This is a genomic window from Sphingomonas sp. BT-65 (genome assembly GCF_026107375.2).
Lineage (GTDB): Bacteria > Pseudomonadota > Alphaproteobacteria > Sphingomonadales > Sphingomonadaceae > Sphingomonas.
In genome coordinates this window covers 2,139,885-2,157,310 of sequence record NZ_JAPCIA010000001.1, presented here as the reverse complement: position 1 = coordinate 2,157,310, position 17,426 = coordinate 2,139,885, and the positions used below count along the sequence as shown (strand labels likewise).

Annotated in this window: 20 protein-coding genes; 15 read left to right on the top strand and 5 right to left on the bottom strand. The window is 68.5% G+C overall.

Annotated elements, in window-relative coordinates; translation table 11 throughout:
- From OK349_RS10235 to OK349_RS10210, 6 genes are all read left to right on the top strand, one after another.
- A complete protein-coding gene (locus OK349_RS10235; RefSeq protein WP_265117709.1) occupies nt 1-744 on the top strand; it encodes a FadR/GntR family transcriptional regulator in 744 nt (247 codons plus the stop codon).
- Nucleotides 745-894: 150 nt separating this feature from the next.
- Nucleotides 895-2,469: an aldehyde dehydrogenase (NADP(+)) gene (locus OK349_RS10230; protein WP_265117708.1), complete on the top strand. Its 1,575-nt coding sequence runs from the start codon at nt 895-897 to the stop codon at nt 2,467-2,469.
- Between the two features lie 79 nt (nt 2,470-2,548).
- Nucleotides 2,549-3,715: a fumarylacetoacetate hydrolase family protein gene (locus tag OK349_RS10225; protein WP_372340548.1), complete on the top strand. Its 1,167-nt coding sequence runs from the start codon at nt 2,549-2,551 to the stop codon at nt 3,713-3,715.
- A complete protein-coding gene (locus OK349_RS10220; protein ID WP_265117707.1) occupies nt 3,716-4,504 on the top strand; it encodes a D-xylose 1-dehydrogenase in 789 nt (262 codons plus the stop codon).
- Complete coding sequence (locus tag OK349_RS10215) at nt 4,501-5,391, top strand: SMP-30/gluconolactonase/LRE family protein (protein ID WP_265117706.1); 891 nt, start codon at nt 4,501-4,503, stop codon at nt 5,389-5,391. Before OK349_RS10220 ends, OK349_RS10215 begins: the two co-directional genes overlap by 4 nt.
- Nucleotides 5,388-6,218 (top strand): aldose 1-epimerase, encoded by an 831-nt coding sequence (locus OK349_RS10210; RefSeq protein WP_265117705.1) that lies wholly within the window; start codon nt 5,388-5,390, stop codon nt 6,216-6,218. Before OK349_RS10215 ends, OK349_RS10210 begins: the two co-directional genes overlap by 4 nt.
- A 21-nt stretch (nt 6,219-6,239) precedes the next feature.
- Here OK349_RS10210 and OK349_RS10205 read toward each other — a convergent pair whose 3' ends face one another.
- A complete protein-coding gene (locus OK349_RS10205) occupies nt 6,240-7,646 on the bottom strand; it encodes a sugar porter family MFS transporter (RefSeq protein WP_265117704.1) in 1,407 nt (468 codons plus the stop codon).
- Between the two features lie 93 nt (nt 7,647-7,739).
- On the bottom strand, nt 7,740-8,789 hold the full coding sequence (locus OK349_RS10200) for a LacI family DNA-binding transcriptional regulator (protein ID WP_265117703.1): 1,050 nt from the start codon (nt 8,787-8,789) through the stop codon (nt 7,740-7,742).
- Between the two features lie 134 nt (nt 8,790-8,923).
- On the opposite strand from OK349_RS10200, the gene OK349_RS10195 reads away from it, so the two are divergent.
- The 6 genes from OK349_RS10195 to OK349_RS10170 all read left to right on the top strand — a co-directional run bounded on the left by OK349_RS10195 (nt 8,924) and on the right by OK349_RS10170 (nt 13,843).
- Nucleotides 8,924-10,042, top strand: a complete 1,119-nt coding sequence (locus OK349_RS10195) for a glycoside hydrolase family 130 protein (protein ID WP_265117702.1) — start codon at nt 8,924-8,926, stop codon at nt 10,040-10,042.
- A 118-nt stretch (nt 10,043-10,160) separates the two neighbouring features.
- On the top strand, nt 10,161-10,736 hold the full coding sequence (gene pdxH / locus OK349_RS10190; protein ID WP_265117701.1) for a pyridoxamine 5'-phosphate oxidase: 576 nt from the start codon (nt 10,161-10,163) through the stop codon (nt 10,734-10,736).
- Nucleotides 10,733-11,650 (top strand): cation diffusion facilitator family transporter, encoded by a 918-nt coding sequence (locus OK349_RS10185; protein ID WP_265117700.1) that lies wholly within the window; start codon nt 10,733-10,735, stop codon nt 11,648-11,650. The genes pdxH and OK349_RS10185 overlap by 4 nt, the downstream gene beginning before the upstream one ends.
- 2 nt (nt 11,651-11,652) lie before the next feature.
- The gene (locus OK349_RS10180; protein WP_265117699.1) at nt 11,653-12,444 is read left to right on the top strand and encodes a PhzF family phenazine biosynthesis protein; all 792 of its coding nucleotides are present in this window, start codon (nt 11,653-11,655) and stop codon (nt 12,442-12,444) included.
- Nucleotides 12,408-13,115, top strand: coding sequence for a GNAT family N-acetyltransferase (locus tag OK349_RS10175; RefSeq protein WP_372340547.1), 708 nt, complete (start codon nt 12,408-12,410; stop codon nt 13,113-13,115). Before OK349_RS10180 ends, OK349_RS10175 begins: the two co-directional genes overlap by 37 nt.
- A 50-nt stretch (nt 13,116-13,165) precedes the next feature.
- Nucleotides 13,166-13,843, top strand: a complete 678-nt coding sequence (locus OK349_RS10170; RefSeq protein WP_265117697.1) for a hypothetical protein — start codon at nt 13,166-13,168, stop codon at nt 13,841-13,843.
- A gap of 7 nt (nt 13,844-13,850) precedes the next feature.
- Here the strand turns inward: OK349_RS10170 and mnmA are convergent, their stop codons facing one another.
- Nucleotides 13,851-14,960, bottom strand: a complete 1,110-nt coding sequence (mnmA, locus tag OK349_RS10165) for a tRNA 2-thiouridine(34) synthase MnmA (RefSeq protein WP_265117696.1) — start codon at nt 14,958-14,960, stop codon at nt 13,851-13,853.
- A gap of 116 nt (nt 14,961-15,076) precedes the next feature.
- Here mnmA and OK349_RS10160 point away from each other — a divergent pair, with 116 nt between their 5' ends.
- From OK349_RS10160 to OK349_RS10150, 3 genes are all read left to right on the top strand, one after another.
- On the top strand, nt 15,077-15,304 hold the full coding sequence (locus OK349_RS10160) for a hypothetical protein (protein WP_265117695.1): 228 nt from the start codon (nt 15,077-15,079) through the stop codon (nt 15,302-15,304).
- Nucleotides 15,305-15,404: 100 nt separating this feature from the next.
- Nucleotides 15,405-15,704 (top strand): CtrA inhibitor SciP, encoded by a 300-nt coding sequence (locus OK349_RS10155; protein ID WP_265117694.1) that lies wholly within the window; start codon nt 15,405-15,407, stop codon nt 15,702-15,704.
- Between the two features lie 127 nt (nt 15,705-15,831).
- Nucleotides 15,832-16,095, top strand: a complete 264-nt coding sequence (locus tag OK349_RS10150) for a GlsB/YeaQ/YmgE family stress response membrane protein (protein ID WP_265117693.1) — start codon at nt 15,832-15,834, stop codon at nt 16,093-16,095.
- 57 nt (nt 16,096-16,152) lie between these two features.
- On the opposite strand, the gene OK349_RS10145 is transcribed toward OK349_RS10150, so the two are convergent.
- Both OK349_RS10145 and OK349_RS10140 read right to left on the bottom strand, forming a co-directional pair.
- Nucleotides 16,153-16,863: an SIMPL domain-containing protein gene (locus OK349_RS10145; protein ID WP_265117692.1), complete on the bottom strand. Its 711-nt coding sequence runs from the start codon at nt 16,861-16,863 to the stop codon at nt 16,153-16,155.
- A gap of 87 nt (nt 16,864-16,950) precedes the next feature.
- The gene (locus OK349_RS10140) at nt 16,951-17,211 is read right to left on the bottom strand and encodes a GlsB/YeaQ/YmgE family stress response membrane protein (RefSeq protein ID WP_265117691.1); all 261 of its coding nucleotides are present in this window, start codon (nt 17,209-17,211) and stop codon (nt 16,951-16,953) included.
- Nucleotides 17,212-17,426 lie beyond the last annotated feature (215 nt).

Below are 17,426 nucleotides of genomic sequence, written 5' to 3'. Positions count from 1 at the left end.
GTGGTTGACCGGCTATACCAGAGCATTGCCGATCAGATCACCGCGCTGATCGACGAGGGGGTGTTTCCGCCCGGATCACGCCTGCCCGGCGAGCGCGAGCTGGCGGAGCGCTTCAACGTCAGCCGCGTGACGATCCGCGAGGCGGAGATTGCGCTGCAGGCGATCGGCCGCATTCGTATCAAGACCGGCTCGGGCGTCTACGTCACCGACGGCAAGGCAGCGCGCGCCGACGAGGCGCCGGCGGTGAGCGCGTTCGAGCTGACCGAAGCGCGCTCGCTGTTCGAGTCCGAGGCGGCGGCGCTCGCCGCATCGACGATCACGCCCGAGACGCTCGAACGGCTCGACGAACTGCTCGAGATCATGGGTCGTGACGACAGCGAGGACGACAAGTCGACCGAGGCCGACCAGGAATTCCACCTGCTGATCGCCTCGGCATCGGGCAACCAGGCGATCATCCATGTGATCAAGTCGCTGTGGCGGATGCGCACCGACGTGCCCGAAGTGCGCACCACCTATGCCAGCGTCTGCCAGCATGACGGCCGCACGCGCCGACAGGAGCATGGCGCGATCGTCGACGCGCTGCGCGCGGGCGATCCGGGCGCGGCGCGCGTCGCGATGCGCCAGCATTTCAACCGGCTGCTCGAAGCGATGCTCGACGCGACCGAGGAGCGCGCGATCCTCGAGCTGCGGCGCAAGGCCGCGGAGAGCCGCGAACGTTTCCTGATGAGCGCGCGTCTGCGCTGAAAACGCAATGGTGGGGCGCGTTGACGCTTGGAGGTGGTAGCGCTACCAGTATTTTGGCCCGCACGGGTTGAAAATTCATATGACGATTGTACCTAGGCGGCACCTTCCCGGCGCCGGCTGACCGGCCGCGGCAATCGATGGAGACGAGCGATGGAACTGACGGGCGGACTCTTCATCGGCGGCGAGCGCCGTCAGTCGGCGGAACGCTTCCGCGCCTATGATCCCGCCGCCGGGGCGGAGATCGAGGATGCGGGCTTCGCCGGTGCGAGCGAGCAGGACGTCGCCGACGCCTGCGCTGCGGCCGAAGCTGCATTCCTGCCCTATTCGACCAGGCCGCTCGAGGAGCGTGCGCGCTTCCTTGAAACGATCGCCGACGAGATCGAGGCGCTGGGTGAGGCACTGGTCGAGCGCGCCAGCCGCGAATCCGGCCTGCCCGCCGCGCGCATCACCGGCGAGCGCGGGCGCACCGCCAACCAGCTGCGCCTGTTCGCCAGGGAAGTGCGCGACGGCGCGTGGCAGAAGCTGCGCATTGATCATGCCGATCCGGCGCGCACGCCGCCCAAGCCCGACCTGCGGCTGCGCATGATTCCGATCGGCCCCGTCGCGGTATTCGGCGCGTCCAACTTCCCGCTCGCTTTCTCGACCGCCGGCGGCGACACCGCCTCCGCGCTCGCCGCGGGCTGCCCGGTGGTGATGAAAGGGCATCGGGCGCACCCTGGCACTGCCGAGCTGATTGCGACGGCGATCGCCCGCGCGGTCGAGAAGTGCGGCATGCCGGCGGGTGTGTTCAGCCTGGTCAACGGCACCTCGCGCCGCGTCGGCGAGGCGCTGGTCGCCGATCCGCGCATCCAGGCGGTGGGTTTCACCGGCTCGCGCGGCGGCGGCGAGGCGCTGATGAAGATCGCCGCGGCGCGCCCGCGCCCGATCCCGGTCTATGCCGAGATGTCGGCGATCAACCCGGTGATCCTGATGCCCGAGGCGCTCAAGGCGCGGGGCATTGCGCTGGCCGATGCGTTCGTCGCGAGCCTTGCGATGGGCGCGGGGCAGTTCTGCACCAATCCCGGGCTGGTGATGGGCGTGGACGGCCCCGAGCTCGACGCCTTCGTCACACGTGCCGGCGAAGTGCTGTCGGGCCAGCCGGCGCAGGTAATGCTGACCGACGGTATCTGGGAGGCGTTCGAGAGCGGCAAGGCCAAGCTCGCGGGCAGCGCCTATGTCACCAGGCTCGCCGAGGGTGCCGAGCCCGAAGGCCCGAACCGCGGCCGTGCGGCGCTGTTCAGCGTGGCGGGCAAGGACTTCCTCGCCGATCCGGTGCATCTGCACGAAGTGTTCGGCGTGTCCTCGGTCGTGGTGCGCTGCGCGAGCCTGGACGAGCTCAAGGCCGTGCTGGACGAGCTCGAAGGCCAGCTCACCGCGACGCTGCAGGTCGACGAGGGCGACTATGAAGCAGCGCGAGGCCTGCTTCCGGTGCTCGAGCGCACCGTCGGCCGCGTCATCGCCAATGGCTGGCCGACGGGAGTCGAGGTGACGCATGCGATGGTGCATGGCGGGCCCTATCCGGCGACGTCGGACCCGCGCAGCACCTCGGTCGGCACGCTCGCGATCGATCGCTTCCTGCGCCCGGTGAGCTATCAGGACCTGCCCGAGGCGCTGCTGCCCGACGCACTGCGCGAAGGCGGCCAGGCGGGCGTGCCCGCGCGCATCGACGGGGCCTGGAAGCTCTGATGCGTGTCTCGCCTTGCGGTCGAGAAGACTGCGTGATAGCGCTATCATCGACACCGGTATCAGCGTCAGGCCGCGTATCATGACGGCTGCGGCGAAGGGAGAGAATGTGAGCCAGGGCTTCGATATCGCGGCGCTCCCCGCCGATCATGAACAGGCGGTGTTGGCGGGCCGGGTGATGCTGGCCGACGGACCGGTGCCGGTGATCGTGCGCGGCGGGCGCGTGCTCGACGTGTCGGCCGCCGCGCCGACCACCGCCGACCTGTTTGACCTCGACGATCCGGCCGCTGCCGAAGGCCCGGAGCTGTGCGGGATCGGCGATCTCACGGTTGGCGGCGGCGCGCATGCGCTGCTCGCGCCGATCGACCTGCAATGCGTCAAGGCGTGCGGGGTCACCTTCGCGGTCTCGGCGATCGAGCGGGTGATCGAGGAACGCGCGAGGGGTGATGCAAGCGCGGCCGCGGCGATCCGCGCCGAGCTGGAGGACAGGATCGGCGGCGGCATCCGATCGGTGGTGCCGGGCAGCGACGAGGCGGCGAAGCTCAAGGCGGCGCTGATCGAGGCGGACATGTGGTCGCAATATCTCGAGGTCGCGATCGGCCCCGATGCCGAAGTGTTCACCAAGGCGCCGGTGCTCTCGTCGGTCGGCTGGGGGGCGGAGGTCGGCATCCGCTCGGATTCGAGCTGGAACAACCCCGAACCCGAAGTGGTGGTGATCGTCAACGCCGCGGGCAAGGCAGTCGGCGCGACGCTGGGCAACGACGTCAATCTGCGCGATTTCGAGGGGCGCAGCGCGCTGCTTCTCGGCAAGGCTAAGGACAACAACGCCGCCTGCGCGATCGGGCCGTTCGTGCGGCTGTTCGACGCGAGCTTCACGATCGACGACGTGCGCAACGCCGAGCTCGACCTGGTGATCGAGGGGCCCGAAGGCTACCGGCTCGAAGGGCGCAGCTCGATGAGCCAGATCAGCCGCGATCCGCTCGAGCTGGTTCGCCAGACCCTGTCCGAGCATCAATATCCCGACGGCTTCGCACTGTTCCTCGGCACGCTGTTCGCGCCGGTGCAGGACCGCGACGAGCCCGGCCGCGGCTTCACGCACAAGGTGGGCGACACCGTGCGCATCCATTCGCCCCGGCTCGGCACGCTGGCCAACCGCGTCACCACCTCGAAGAACGCCGCGCCCTGGACCTTCGGCATCCGTGACCTCTACCGCAGCCTTGCGGCGCGGCGCGTGGCGGAGCCGGCCTAGATGGGCGCGCACGCTCCCGCGATCGAGGCGTCGCAGCGCGCGCTCTACCCGAGCCTCGCCGGCAAGCGGGTACTGGTTACCGGCGGCGGATCGGGGATCGGCGCCGGGATTGTCGAGGGGTTTGCGCGGCAGGGCGCCGACGTCACCTTCTTCGACATCGCCGAAACCGATTCCAGGCTGCTGGTCGAACGGCTGGCCGAGGGCGGGCACAAGGCGTGTTTCGAACGAGTCGATCTGACCGACGTCGCCACGTTGCAGGCAGTGATCGCGCGACTGGTCGAGCGTTCGGGCGCGTTCGACATCCTCGTCAACAACGCCGCCAATGACGATCGGCATTCGATCGACGAGATCACCGAAACCTATTGGGACGAACGGCTGAGCGTCAATCTCAAGCACATGTTCTTCTGCGCGCAGGCGGTGGTGCCGGCGATGCGCGCCAAGGGCGGCGGGGCGATCGTTAATTTAGGCTCGATCTCGTGGCATCTCGGGCTCAACGACCTGGTGCTCTACCAGACCTGCAAGGCGGCGATCGAGGGGCTGACGCGCAGCCTGGCGCGCGATCTCGGCCGCGACGGCATTCGCGCGACTTGCGTGATCCCGGGCAATGTCCGCACGCCGCGTCAGCTGCAATGGTATACGCCCGACGGCGAGGCGGAGATCGTCGCAGCGCAATGCCTTGACGGACGGCTCGCGCCGGAGGATGTCGCGGCGATGGTTTTGTTCCTGGCCTCCGATGATGCGCGTCTGGTGACCGGACACAGCTATTTCGTCGACGCGGGCTGGCGGTGACGGCGGTCGTCCGGAGCGCTCCGCGATCGGTCTGGGCGCTCGGCGCGCCGCTGCTCGAGGGACCGGTGTGGGTCGCGCGCGACGCGGCGTTGTGGTTCGTCGACATCAAATCGCACAAGGTGCACCGGCTCGATCCGGCGAACGGCGACAAGCGCAGCTGGGACGCGCCCGCGCAGATCGGCTTCTGCCTGCCCGCGGCGAACGGCAAGTTCATCGCCGGGCTGCAGACCGGCCTTGCGATCTTCGATCCCGCCGATGGCAGCTTCGTGCCGCTGGTCGATCCCGAGCCCGCGCTGCCCGGCAACCGGCTCAACGACGGCACGGTCGATCCGGCCGGCCGGCTGTGGTTCGGCACGATGGACGATGGCGAGGGCGAGGTGACCGGGCGCATCTACCGGCTCGGCGCCGACGGCGGCTGCGTCGCCGAGACCGCGGCGGTATCGATCTCCAACGGCCCGGCGGTGAGCCCTGACGGGCGCACCCTCTATCATGTCGATACGCTGGGGGGCATCGTCTACGCCGCCGCGATCGGCGTGGACGGGACGCTGGGCGAATCGCGCGAATTCGCCGTGATCCCCAATGCCGAGGGATTTCCCGACGGTCCCGCGGTGGATGCCGAGGGCTGCATATGGATCGGCCTCTACAATGGCGGTGCGGTGCGGCGCTATGCGCCCACGGGCGAGCTGCTCGAGGTGGTCGAATTCCCGGTAAGCGCGATCACCAAGGTGGCGTTCGGCGGACCTGACCTGCGCACGGTCTATGCGACCACCGCGAACAAGCATCTCGATGCGCAAGGCCGCGCGGCCGAGCCGCACGCCGGCGATCTGTTCGCGTTCGAGGTATCGGTGCCGGGCGCGGCGGGGCATGAGGTCTCGGTCGGGCTGTGAAGCTCGACGCGTATAGCTGGGCGCTCGAGCTGCTGCCCGCACTGGGCGGTGCGATCGGAGCGTTGCGGCATGACGGCCATGATGTGCTGCGGCCTGCGCCGCGAGGCATCGCCGACCCGCTCGCCGCGGGCTGTTTCCCGCTGGTGCCCTATGCCAACCGCATCGCGCACGGGCGGTTTGCGTTCGCTGGGCAGGAACACCAGCTGCCGTTGAACTTCGGGGATCATCCGCACAGCCTGCACGGTCTCGGCTGGCAGGCGGCGTGGACGATCGCGGCGACTGGCCCCGACCGCGCGACGTTGGCCCATACGCATGACGGCGGTGCGGGATGGCCCTGGGCCTATCGCGCCGAACAGCGTTTCACGCTGGCGCCAGAGCGGATGCGGGTCGAGCTTTCGCTGACCAACGCGGCGGATACGCCGATGCCCGCGGGGTTGGGCCTGCACCCCTATTTCCCGTGCGACGCGGAGACCTATCTGACCTTCACGGCCGAGCGGGTGTGGCTTGCGGACGAAACAATGCTGCCGACCGAATCGGCGCCCGCCGAGGCGTTTGGTGATTGGCCGGCGACCGCACCTGTCGCGGGCACGACGCTGATCGACAATGCCTATGATGGCTGGGACGGCGCGGCAGGGATCGGGCAGCGCTGGGGCGGATTTGCGATGCGCGGGGAGGGCGCGCGCGTCCTTCACCTCTATCGTCCGCCCGCCGCCGATTTCTTCTGCGTCGAGCCGGTGAGCCACCTGCCCGATGCGATCAACCGCGACGGCATGGACGTGCTCGCGCCCGGCGCGACGCTGAGACTGGCGATGACGCTCAGCGTCTGACGTCGCCGGGCGAGCCGTCCCTCAGCCCTGCATCTCCTCGAGCTCCTTGCCCTTGGTCTCGTGGATGAACTTCTGGACCAGGAAGAAGCTGATCAGCGCGCACACCGCGTAGAAGCTGTAGCTTACGGCGAGGCCGAGACCAGCGGCCATGATCGGGAAGCTCTGCGCGATGAGATAGTTGGCGAACCATTGCGCGAAGCCGCACACCGCCAGCGCCGATCCGCGGATCTGGTTGGGGAACATCTCGCCCAGCATCACCCACATCACCGGGCCCCACGAGACGTTGAAGAAGATGACGTAGAGATTGGCGGCGATCACCGCGACGGTGCCGAGCTGCTGCGAGAGCACCAGCTTGCCGGCCGCGTCGAGCGACCCCTGGCTGAAGGCGAAGACCATCGTGAACAGCGTCACCGCCATGCCTGCGGAGCCAATCAGCAGCAGCGGCTTGCGCCCGATGCGGTCGACCAGCGCGACGGTGACGAAGCAGGCCGCGATCGAGACCAGGCCCGAGACGATGTTGATGAGTAGCGCATCATTCTCGGTGAAGCCGGCGAGCTGCCACAGCGTCGCGCCGTAATAGAAGATCACGTTGATGCCGACGAGCTGCTGGAACACCGCGAGCAGCAGGCCCGCCCAGACGATCGGGCGCACCCCGCCCTTCACCGGATCGAGGATGTCGCGCAGCGCCGGGCGGTGGTCGGCGAAGCTCGCCTGGATCTCGGCGAGCTTCCGCGCCGCGGTACCGGCGCCGAACAGGCTGGTGAGGACGCGCGTCGCCTCCTCGTGACGGCCCTTGGAGACCAGGTAGCGCGGACTTTCGGGGATGAAGAACAAAGCGACCAGGAACACCGTGGCGGGGATCGCCTGCATCCAGTACATCCAGCGCCACGCCTCGTAGCCCAGCCAGAATTCATTGGTCGAGGCGCCCGCGGTCCGGGCGAGATAATAGTTCACCACGAACGCCGCGGTGAGCCCGGAGATGATCATGATCTGCTGGATCGTCGTCATCCGCCCGCGAATGTCGGCAGGGGCGACCTCGGAGATATAGGCGGGGGAGAGCACGCTCGCTGCGCCCACCGCCATGCCGCCCGCGATGCGCGCGGCGACGAAGATCCACTGCTCGTGGCTGAACCCCTGGATCAGCGCGCCGATCAGGAACAGGATGGCCGTCAGGATCATCACGTTGCGCCGCCCCATCAGGTCGGCGAGGCGGCCGGCGAGGAAGGCGCCGATGAAGCAGCCGATCAGCAGCGAGCCGACGGTGAAGCCCAGACCCCCCTCGCTGAGGCCGAAGGTGGATTTGAGGCCGGCTTGCGTGCCGTTCACGGCGCCGCTGTCATAGCCGAACAGCAGGCCGCCGATCGTCGCGACCGCGACGATGGCGATGATCAGCCCCATATTGGCGCGGCTGGCGACTGCCTCGTTCATCCCCGTCCCTCCCAATGACGCGCTCCGGCGCGTTGTTTGTTAGCGGTAACTATGCCGCTTCGAAACGGCTTGGCAAGCCTTGTCTTCGAGCCGCTAGCCGCGGTGCGGTCCGGCGGATTCGCGGACGACCAGCTCGTAGGGCAGGACCTCCTCCTCGGAGGCACCGGTTTGGCCGGGCCGTTCGCGCACGCGGCGCAGCAGCATGGTGATCGCGGCCTCCGCCATGTCGGCGATCGGCTGGCGGATCGTGGTGAGGGCGGGCCAGATGCTGGTGGCGATCGCGGTGTCGTCGAACCCGACGATGCTGATGTCGCCCGGAACCTGGAGCCCGCGGCGATGCGCGACGCCGACCGCAGCGGCCGCCATGTCGTCATTGGAGGCGAAGATTGCAGTCGGCAGACGGGGTCCGGCGAGGATCCTCTCGGCCGCGTCGAGGCCGGAGCGATAGGTGAACAGGCCCTGCTCGATCGCGGCGCGGGCGGGATCGATCCCTGCCTCCTCCAGCGCCGCGACGAAGCCGCGCCGCCGCTCCGCGCTCGCCACCTGGTTGTAGTGGCCGATGATGAAGGCGATGTCGCGATGGCCGAGCTCGATCAGGTGCCGCGTCATCGCGCGCGCCGCCTCGAAATCGTCGATGCGCACATTGAGCGTGCCCGCTTCGCGCGATCCCATCGCGATCGCCGCCCAGGGGATGCCGGCGTCGGCCAGCGCGGCGCGCACCGTCTGCGATTCGGAGAGCGGCGGGGGAAGCACTACGCCGCGCACTTCGGCATCGATCAGCTGGCGGACCGCCTCGGCTTGCGCTGCTTCGCCTTCGTCCTCGCAGGATTCGAGCACGAGATGCGAGCCGGCGCGACGTGCGGTTTCGAGCGCGCCGATCAGGAACTGGCTGAGATAGCTCGCCGACGGATTGGCATAGAGCAATCCGATCTGCGCGGCGCCGCCGGCGGCGAGCGAGCGGGCCGCCGCATTGGGGCGGTAGTTCAGCTTCTCGACGGCGGCGAGCACGGACTTTCGCGTATCCTCGCGTACGTTGGTGCCGCCGTTCATCACGCGCGACACGGTCATCGCCGAGACCCCGGCGGCGCGCGCGACATCCTGTACGGTCACGCTGCCAAGTGTCCTGCGTGTCGATCGGCTCATCCGTGTCTCCTGTGCACGGGATATGAGCGGGATGCGGACATTGCAATTGTGCAGGGTGGGATGGAACCTGCGGCTGGGTGATGGCTTGGTTGCACGGCTTTCATCAAGGAAGCGCAATTGCCGGGTGGTACTGCATGACCTGTTTTCCGATCGACCAACTCGTCTTCGGGCCGGACGATGTCGATCTGTCGCGCTCGCCGCTCGCCGGGCATCTCGATGCCGAGACCTATGTGCTCGGCGCCTTCAACCCGGGGATGACGCGGCTGCCCAGCGGCAATCTGCTGCTGATGGTGCGCATCGCCGAGGCGCTGCGCGAGCCGATCCGCGACGGCATGGTGCATGCGATCCGCTGGAAGGACGGCATCTATGTCCTCGACGGCTGGCCACTCGACCTCACCGACACCGCCGACCCGCGCAAGTTCATGCTGCGCGGCGGCGGGTGGCGGATCATGGCGCTGACTTCGCTGTCCTGGCTGTTGCCGGTCGAGCTGTCGGCGGACGGGCTGGAGGTCGTGGCGGTGCATTACGACAAGGCGGTCGCGCCCGAGGGCAGCTTCCAATGCTATGGCGTCGAGGATGCGCGGATCAGCAAGGTCGGCGACGAATGGCTGATGACGACCTGCTCGGTCAGCCCCGAGCGGCATTCGACCACGCTGTACGCGTCGGACAACGGGATCGACTGGCGCTTCGACGGGGTCGCGCTCGATCACCAGAACAAGGACATGCTGATCTTCGAGGGCAGGCCCGGCGGGCAATATTGGGCGCAGACCCGCCCGCTCGGCGATCTCTATTTCGCCTATCCGCCGGGCAGCGAGTGGCGCGCGGGGCCGTCGATCAACCTCGCCACCTCGCCCGACGGCCGCCACTGGAAGCCGCACCTGAACCCGGGCATCCGCCCGCATGCCGGCACGGTGGCGACCGCGCGAATCGGTGGAGGCACGCCGCCGATCCTCACCGCGCGCGGCTGGCTGACGCTGTGGCACGGGGTCGAGCCCAAGGAGATCGTCGGCATCTACCGCACTTATTGGTCGCTGCTCGACCGCGACGATCCCTCGGTCTTGCTGCACACCGGGCAGGCCCCGCTGCTCGAGGCGAGTCCGAACCTGACCGCGCCGCTGGCGGACCGGATGTACGTCCACGACGTGGTGTTCACGACGGGCATCGCCGATGCGGGCGATCACTATGTCGTGGCGTCGGGCGAGGCCGACCTCGCCTGCCGCATCACGCACATCCCGAAAAGCACCTTCGCCTAGCTCGCTGCCCAAACGCCTCTCCCCCCGAACCGGAGTCCTCTCATCGGTGATAGCGCCGGCCCGGTTCCGGTCAGGCCGGCGCCTTTTTATGTGCGCGCCGAGCCGCTATGGCCCGCGCATGACCGATCCCTTCGCGCTGTTCGACCAATGGTTCGCCGAGGCGCGGGCGAGCGAACCCAACGACTCCAACGCGATGGCGCTGGCGACGGTCGACGCCGCCGGCCAGCCTTCGCTGCGAATGGTGCTGCTCAAGGGGCACGGGCCCGGCGGCTTCGTCTTCTACACCAACCGCGAAAGCCGCAAGGCGGACGAACTGGCCGCGGTGCCCAGGGCGGCGCTGCTGTTCCACTGGAAGACGCTGCGCCGCCAGATCCGCATCGAGGGTCCGGTGAGCCTCGCCGGCGAGGCCGAATCCGACGCCTATTTCGCGAGCCGCAGCCGCGATTCGCAGCTCGGCGCCTGGGCGAGCGACCAATCGCGCCCGCTCGATACGCGCGCGACCTTCGAGGCGCGCTACGAAGCGATGCGCGACCGGTTCGAGGGACAGGACGTGCCGCGCCCGCCGCATTGGGGCGGCTATCGCGTGATGCCCGAGCGAATCGAGTTCTGGCAGGACCGCGCGCACCGGCTGCACGAGCGCCGCGTGTTCATCCGCGAGGGGGATGCCTGGACCGAGGGGCTGCTTTACCCGTGAGCGCGACGCCCACCCGCGCAGCAATCGCGAGCGTCTGCGCGGCGGTGCTGCTCGGCGGGCTCAAGGGCTGGGCGGCATGGGCGACCGGATCGGTGGCGATGCTCGCCAGCCTCGCCGACAGCCTGCTCGACCTCGTCGCCTCGCTGGTCACGCTGGCCGGGGTGCGCATCGCCGCGCAGCCGCCGGATGCCGAGCATCGCTTCGGCCATGGCAAGGCGGAGGCGCTGGCGGCGCTGTTTCAGGTCGCGCTGATCTCGATCTCCGCCGGGTTCATCGCGGTGCGTGCGGTCGAGCGGCTGCGCACGGGTGAGGTCGCCGCGCGAGCCGAATCCGGGATCGCGGTTTCGCTCGCCGCGATCCTCGTCACCTTGCTGCTCACCGCCTATCAGCAGCGCGCGATCGCCGCGAGCGGATCGATCGCGATCCGCACCGACCGGCTTCACTATCAGTCCGACCTGCTGCTCAACGCCGGGGTGATCGCCGCGCTCGCCGCCGAGCAGTATCTGTCGCTGAGCGGCGCCGATCCGCTGTTCGGCATCGCCATCGCGCTGTGGCTGCTGTGGGGCGCATGGCGCGCCGCGGCGGACGCGATCGCGCAGCTGATGGACCGCGAATGGCCCGAGGCGAAGCGCCGCGCGCTGGTCGAGGTCGCGGCGCGCGAGCCGGAGCTGCAGAGCCTGCACGACCTGCGCACGCGCACCAGCGGATCGCGGGACTTCGCGCAATTCCATATCCACGTACCCGGCACGATGTCCGTCGAGGCGGCGCATGCGCTGGTCGAAAAGCTCGAGGCGCGGCTTGAAGCGGCCTTCCCCGGCACCGAGATCCTGATCCATGTCGACCCGGCGGGGCATGTCGACCATCCGGGCGACGACTTGCGCGAGGCCGACGAGATCGAGCAGCTCAAGGAGTGACGATGCAGCTTCCCTTCGCCCAGGTTGACGCCTTTGCCGACCGGCCCTTCACCGGCAACCAGGCCGGGGTGATGCCGCTCGACGCGTGGCTCGACGATGCGGTGCTGCAGGCGATCGCCGAGGAGAACAACCTCGCCGAGACCGCGTTCATCGTCCCCGATGCGAGCGGCGAGGCGGACTGGGAGCTGCGCTGGTTCACGCCTGCGGTCGAGATCGCGCTGTGCGGGCATGCGACGCTGGCGAGCGGGCATTATCTGCTGACGCGCGATCCGGCGCTCGAACGCGTCCGCTTCCGCACGCGCAAGGCGGGGGTGCTCGAAGTGGCGCGGGAAGGCGATGGCTATCGCATGGCGCTGCCCGCCTATCCGCCCGAATCGGCCGAGGTGCCGGGGCTGCTCGATGCGCTCGGCGTCGAACGGGGCGAGATGCTGCGGCATGCCAATGGCTATGATATGGTCGTGCTCGACAGCGCCGAGGCGGTACGTGCGCTCGAGCCGGAGTTTCGCGCGCTCGCCGCGATCGGCGACACGCTCAACATCGTCACTGCGCCAGGGGACCAGACCGATGTAATCAGCCGCGTCTTCGCGCCCGCCGCGGGAATCGACGAGGATCCGGTCACCGGCTCGGCGCACAGCGTGCTCATCCCCTATTGGGCGGCGCGGCTGGGGCGCGCTCGCTTCACTGCCTTCCAGGCGAGCCGCCGCGGCGGCCATCTCGGCTGCGAGGCGGCGGGGGAGCAGGTGATCCTGCGCGGCAAATGCGTGACGGTGATCGAGGGGATGTTCACGCTGTGAGCCATCCGCTCGACCGTCCCGTCTGGACTGCGCTCAACGGGCGGCAGGCCGGGTTCGCGGCGGGGGACGCCCGTGCGGTACGCTACCGGCCGGAGATCAACATCCTCGCCGCGGCCGCGGACGAGTCGCCCGAGGCGCTGGCCGCGCTCGCCGTGCTGGTGCCGCCGGGCGGGAAGATCGCAACGGTCGAGGCCGCCGAGACCCCGGTTCCGCCGGGCCTGGCGATCGCGAAGCAGGCGATGCTCGTCCAGATGCTCGCCGAGCACCCCGCGCCGCCTGAGCCGCTGGACTATCTAAACCTCGGCGATGTCGACGCGCCCGAGATGGTCGCGCTGGCGACGCTAACCGAGCCCGGGCCGTTCGTCGAGGCGACGCACAAGCTGGGCGCGTTCATCGGCGTGCGCGTCGATGGCCGGCTCGTCGCGATGGCGGGCGAGCGGATGCGCGCGCCCGGCCTGACCGAGGTGAGCGCGGTCTGCACCCACCCCGACTGGCGCGGGCGCGGGCTTGCGGGCAAGCTGATGCGCGTGGTGATGGCGCGGATCGTGGCGCGCGGCGAGACGCCGTTCCTGCACAGCTATGCCACCAACGCGGGCGCGATCGCGCTGTACGAGAAATTGGGGTTCCGCGTGCGGCGAGAGGTGATCGCGACCTTCCTGGAGCGTCAATAGGAGGCGAAAAGATGAGGGGGATCGCTGTCTGGATCAGCTGCGCCGCAATCGTGCTCGCGCAACAGGAGGCCTTGGCGCAGCAGCGGCCCGACAGCTTCGACTTCGCGACCGAGCGATCCAACGGCTGGGATTTGAAGGCGACGACCCAGGTCAATTGGCGCCAGCCCGGCGGACTGCCGACGGTGACACAGATCGGCTGTCGCGGCGAAAGCCCGCAATTCAGCTTCGAGATGGACAGCGCCGGCACGTTGACCTCGCTGAGGATCAGCTTCCTGGGGTCACCGGACGAGGATGGCGAGCGTGAGCAGATCACACTGCTGGGCGACCGGCTGTGGCTGTATATCGATGGCGAACGTTGGGAATATGCCAACATCCCCTTGCCTTCCCGGCAATTCTCGAACCTGCCTTATCCTGAGTCGAAGCCGGGGGAGATCATTCTCATTTGGCGCGGGCATCAGGCGGTCCGAAGGACGGAAAGCGAGCCGTGGCGGCATGTGAGCCGGTTGTATGAACGGCTGATCGCGGCGCGGAAGATCGCGTGGAGCTTCAAGTCGCGGAACTGGAAGGACGTGGACAGCAGCGTCCCCGAAAATCGGCTGCCCGAGGGCTGGAATCGCGTGCGTTATCCGGTCGACAACCGCGGGCTGGGCGATGCGGTCACCTGGTGCGAGCGGCAAGTTGCTTCCAAGGCCGCGTTCGTCCTGCCGGATACGCTGAAAGCGCCCTGACCGCCGCTCAGGCCATCGCCAGCGCCGCGCGCTCGGTTTCCTTGATCCAGCCGCCGCCCAGCACCCGCTCGCCGGCATAGAGCACCGCCGCCTGGCCCGGGGCGACGCCATATTCGGCCTCCTCGAACACCACGCGATCGCCCTCCAGCCGCGCCGGGACGGGGCGGGCCATCGAGCGGACTTTGGCGGTCATCGGGCCCGAATAGCTGCCGCCGAGCCAGTTCATGCCCTCGATCCGTGCCGCGCGCACGGCGAGCGCCGATTTGGGGCCGACCACCACTTCGCGGCGTTCGGCGTCGAGCCGGATGACGTAGAGCGGCTCGGGGCTGCCGCCGATCTCGAGCCCGCGGCGCTGGCCGACGGTAAAGTGGATCAAGCCCTTGTGTTCGCCGAGCGTGTTGCCCGCCTCGTCGACGATCGCGCCGGCGGTATCCGCCTCGGGCCGCAGCTTCTTCACCAGCCCCGCATAATCGCGGTCGGGGACGAAGCAGATATCCTGGCTGTCGGGCTTGGCCGCGACGCCGAGGCCGAGCTCGGCGGCGATCTCGCGCACGCGCGCCTTGGGCATGCCGCCCAGCGGGAAGCGCAGAAAATCGAGCTGCGCGGCGGTGGTCGCGAACAGGAAATAGCTCTGGTCGCGCGCCGGATCGGCGCCCTTGTGCAGCTCGGGGCCCTCAGCGCCGATCACGCGCTGCACATAATGGCCGGTGGCGAGGCAGTCGGCGCCGAGATCGCGGGCGAGCGCGAACAGGTCGGTGAACTTGGGGCCCATGTTGCACTTGACGCAGGGGATCGGGGTGCGGCCGGCGAGATACTCGTCGGCGAAGTCGTCGATCACCGACTCGCGGAAGCTGGAGGCGTGGTCGAACACATAATGCGCGATGCCGAGCCGGTCGCACACGGCGCGCGCATCGCGGATGTCGCGGCCCGCGCAGCAACTGCCGGCACGGCCCACCGCCTCGCCATGGTCGTAGAGCTGGAGCGTCACGCCGATCGTCTCGGCGCCGGTGCGCGCGGCGAGCGCGGCCACCACCGACGAATCGACGCCGCCCGACATGGCGACGACGATGCGCCGCGTGCCCAGCGGTCCATTCAACTGAAAATCGGGTCCGGTCATCGCGCCCCGCACATAGGGATGGAGGGGCGCGGATGCAAAATCCGGGCGCGTTTACCCGGCCTTCAACCTTCGCCTTTATCCAAAATGGGTGGATTCGACTCTAGGCGAGTAGCGTTGTGGACCTGAGCTTCCGTTTCGACCGGGACATCGCGGTGATGACCGCCATCCCCACCGAGCTTGCGGTGCTGATGGTTGGCGTCGCCGTGCGTCAGGCGGCGAGTCCCACTGCGCAGCTTCAGGCATTGCTCGCGCGCACCACTGCGGCGGACGCGTTGCTCGCGCCCGCGCACGGGGCGTTCAACCATGCCACGGAAACCGCGCTAACCGGCTGGCAAGAGCAATGAAGGCGGCGTTTACCGTGCCGTTTAGCCGAAGCTCAAGCCGGTGCCGCTACGGTCGTTACAGAACAAAGACGGGGACCCCCCGCCCTGATCGAGGTAAGTGATGATTGAAAACCAGAAGATCCGCCCGGCCAAGGTGATCGGACCGCTCGGCGAGCCGCTGACGCTCGACACCCTGCCGCCCCCCGACACGACTCGTTGGGTCGTGCGCCGCAAGGCGGAGGTGGTGGCCGCGGTCAATGGCGGTCTGCTGACGGTCGATGAAGTGTGCGACCGCTACGGCCTGACGGTCGAGGAATTTGCCGGCTGGCAGCGCGCGATCGACCGCTCGGGCATGCCGGGCCTGCGCGTGACGCGTATCCAGCACTATCGCTCGCTCTACGAGCGGCAGCAGAAATATTGATTTCTTCCTCCTGAGTTCCTCCCTCCTTCCGCCCGCGCCTCGAAACGCGGGCGGAACCATTTTGGCGGCTTGCGAGTCTTTTCCCCACAAGGCCCGTCATCGCGCGGGCGACAAGATGGAGGAAGCAATGGACCTCGTCGGAATCATCGTGTGGCTCGTGATCGGTGGCGTCGTCGGCTGGCTCGCCAGCATGGTGATGCGCACCGATGCGCAGCAGGGCATCCTGCTCAACATCGTCGTCGGCATCGTCGGCGCGTTCATCGGCGGGCTGATCTTCAGCGGCGGATCGATCAACCAGGGGCTGTCGGTGTACAGCTTCGTGGTGTCGCTGCTGGGTGCGATCATCCTGCTCGCGATCGTCAACTTGGTGCGCCGCGGTTCGGTGCGCTGAGCTAATTGGCCAAGGAGAGGAAAGGGCCGCCCCGCGTAGGGCGGCCCTTCTTCGTTTCTACCTGAGCAGGAAGCGTACGCGAATCGTCACGCCGACGCGCTGCTCGCCGGGCACGACCTGAGTCGAATCCTTGGCTTCCATCCGCGCCATCATCACCGGCACCGGTCCGGGACCGCCGCCGTCGAGCGCCTCGCTCAGCGACACCAACCGGTCGACGCGCATGCCCAGCGCCTTGGCATAAAGCTCGGCCCGCGCGCGGGCGCGCTTGACCGCATCGGTCCGCGCCTCGTCCTGCGCGGCCTCGAGTCGGTCGATCGACAGGTTCGGGCCATCGATCTGGTTGGCGCCTTCCTTGACCAGCGCGTCGAGGATGTTGCCGCTCTTCGCGATGTCGCGGAACTTGACCGAGACGCTGTTCGACGCCTGATAGCCGGTGATCACCGGCGGCTGATTCTCGGCATAGCGATATTGCGGCTGGAGCGAGATCGTCGCGGTCTGCACGTCGCGCTCGGCGACCCCGGCCGCCTTGAGCGCGGCGAGCACGCGCGTCATCTGCCGCGCATTGGCGGCAAGCGCGGCGGCAGCGGTCGACGCCTGGGTGACGACGCCGGCGCGAATCGTCGCGATGTCGGGAACGCGGGTCGCCTCGCCTTCCGCCACGACGTCGAGCAGCGTGCCGTCCGCGGGAAGCGCGGGCGCAGCGACCTGCGCGGCGGCGGCCATCGGGAGCGCGGCGGCAACCGCCGCAAGCGTCAGCAATCGAACCATGTATGGGCCTTTCCTTGTTGTCCCGCCGCATCTAGCGGCGGCGGGACAACGCTGGCTGAACGGCCCCTTAGGTGCGACGAACCGTGCTCAGCTGGCCCGGCGGGCGATCACCAGACGGTAGAGCGCCAGCAGCACCACCGCGCCGATCGTGGCGGCGATATAGCTGGTGAAGGTGCCGGTGAGGTTGATGCCGATCGCCGGGGCGATGAACCCCGCGAGCAACGCGCCCGCGATACCGATCAGGATGGTGACAATGATACCGCCCGGATCCTTGCCGGGCATGATCAGCTTGCCGAGAGCACCGGCGACAAGGCCGATGAGGATCCAACCGAGAATACCGTCGGGCATGCGATTCCTCCTGTTCTGCGGTTCCCGCGAAGGGAAGCCGGCGCGGAACTTGCCCGAGGATGCGTGCGCTGCAAACCCCGATTCGATGGTGCGGCGCGGCACATGTCCCCTTGCGGAACAAGACGAAAACAGGCAGGTAGCGGCCGGGGAAACAACGGCTCTTGAGGCCGGTGATTTATTCATATAACACAGCGTGACGGGGATAGCCCGCAACG

Excerpts from the sequence above, each read along its gene's own strand:
- OK349_RS10230 (WP_265117708.1), top strand. The coding sequence starts at position 895 with ATGGAACTGACGGGCGGACTCTTCATCGGCGGCGAGCGCCGTCAGTCG.
- OK349_RS10225 (WP_372340548.1), top strand. The coding sequence starts at position 2,549 with ATGACGGCTGCGGCGAAGGGAGAGAATGTGAGCCAGGGCTTCGATATC.
- OK349_RS10220 (WP_265117707.1), top strand. The coding sequence starts at position 3,716 with ATGGGCGCGCACGCTCCCGCGATCGAGGCGTCGCAGCGCGCGCTCTAC.
- OK349_RS10205 (WP_265117704.1), bottom strand. The coding sequence starts at position 7,646 with ATGAACGAGGCAGTCGCCAGCCGCGCCAATATGGGGCTGATCATCGCC.
- OK349_RS10200 (WP_265117703.1), bottom strand. The coding sequence starts at position 8,789 with ATGAGCCGATCGACACGCAGGACACTTGGCAGCGTGACCGTACAGGAT.
- OK349_RS10195 (WP_265117702.1), top strand. The coding sequence starts at position 8,924 with ATGACCTGTTTTCCGATCGACCAACTCGTCTTCGGGCCGGACGATGTC.
- pdxH (WP_265117701.1), top strand. The coding sequence starts at position 10,161 with ATGACCGATCCCTTCGCGCTGTTCGACCAATGGTTCGCCGAGGCGCGG.
- OK349_RS10180 (WP_265117699.1), top strand. The coding sequence starts at position 11,653 with ATGCAGCTTCCCTTCGCCCAGGTTGACGCCTTTGCCGACCGGCCCTTC.
- OK349_RS10175 (WP_372340547.1), top strand. The coding sequence starts at position 12,408 with ATGCGTGACGGTGATCGAGGGGATGTTCACGCTGTGAGCCATCCGCTC.
- mnmA (WP_265117696.1), bottom strand. The coding sequence starts at position 14,960 with ATGACCGGACCCGATTTTCAGTTGAATGGACCGCTGGGCACGCGGCGC.
- OK349_RS10155 (WP_265117694.1), top strand. The coding sequence starts at position 15,405 with ATGATTGAAAACCAGAAGATCCGCCCGGCCAAGGTGATCGGACCGCTC.
- OK349_RS10150 (WP_265117693.1), top strand. The coding sequence starts at position 15,832 with ATGGACCTCGTCGGAATCATCGTGTGGCTCGTGATCGGTGGCGTCGTC.
- OK349_RS10145 (WP_265117692.1), bottom strand. The coding sequence starts at position 16,863 with ATGGTTCGATTGCTGACGCTTGCGGCGGTTGCCGCCGCGCTCCCGATG.
- OK349_RS10140 (WP_265117691.1), bottom strand. The coding sequence starts at position 17,211 with ATGCCCGACGGTATTCTCGGTTGGATCCTCATCGGCCTTGTCGCCGGT.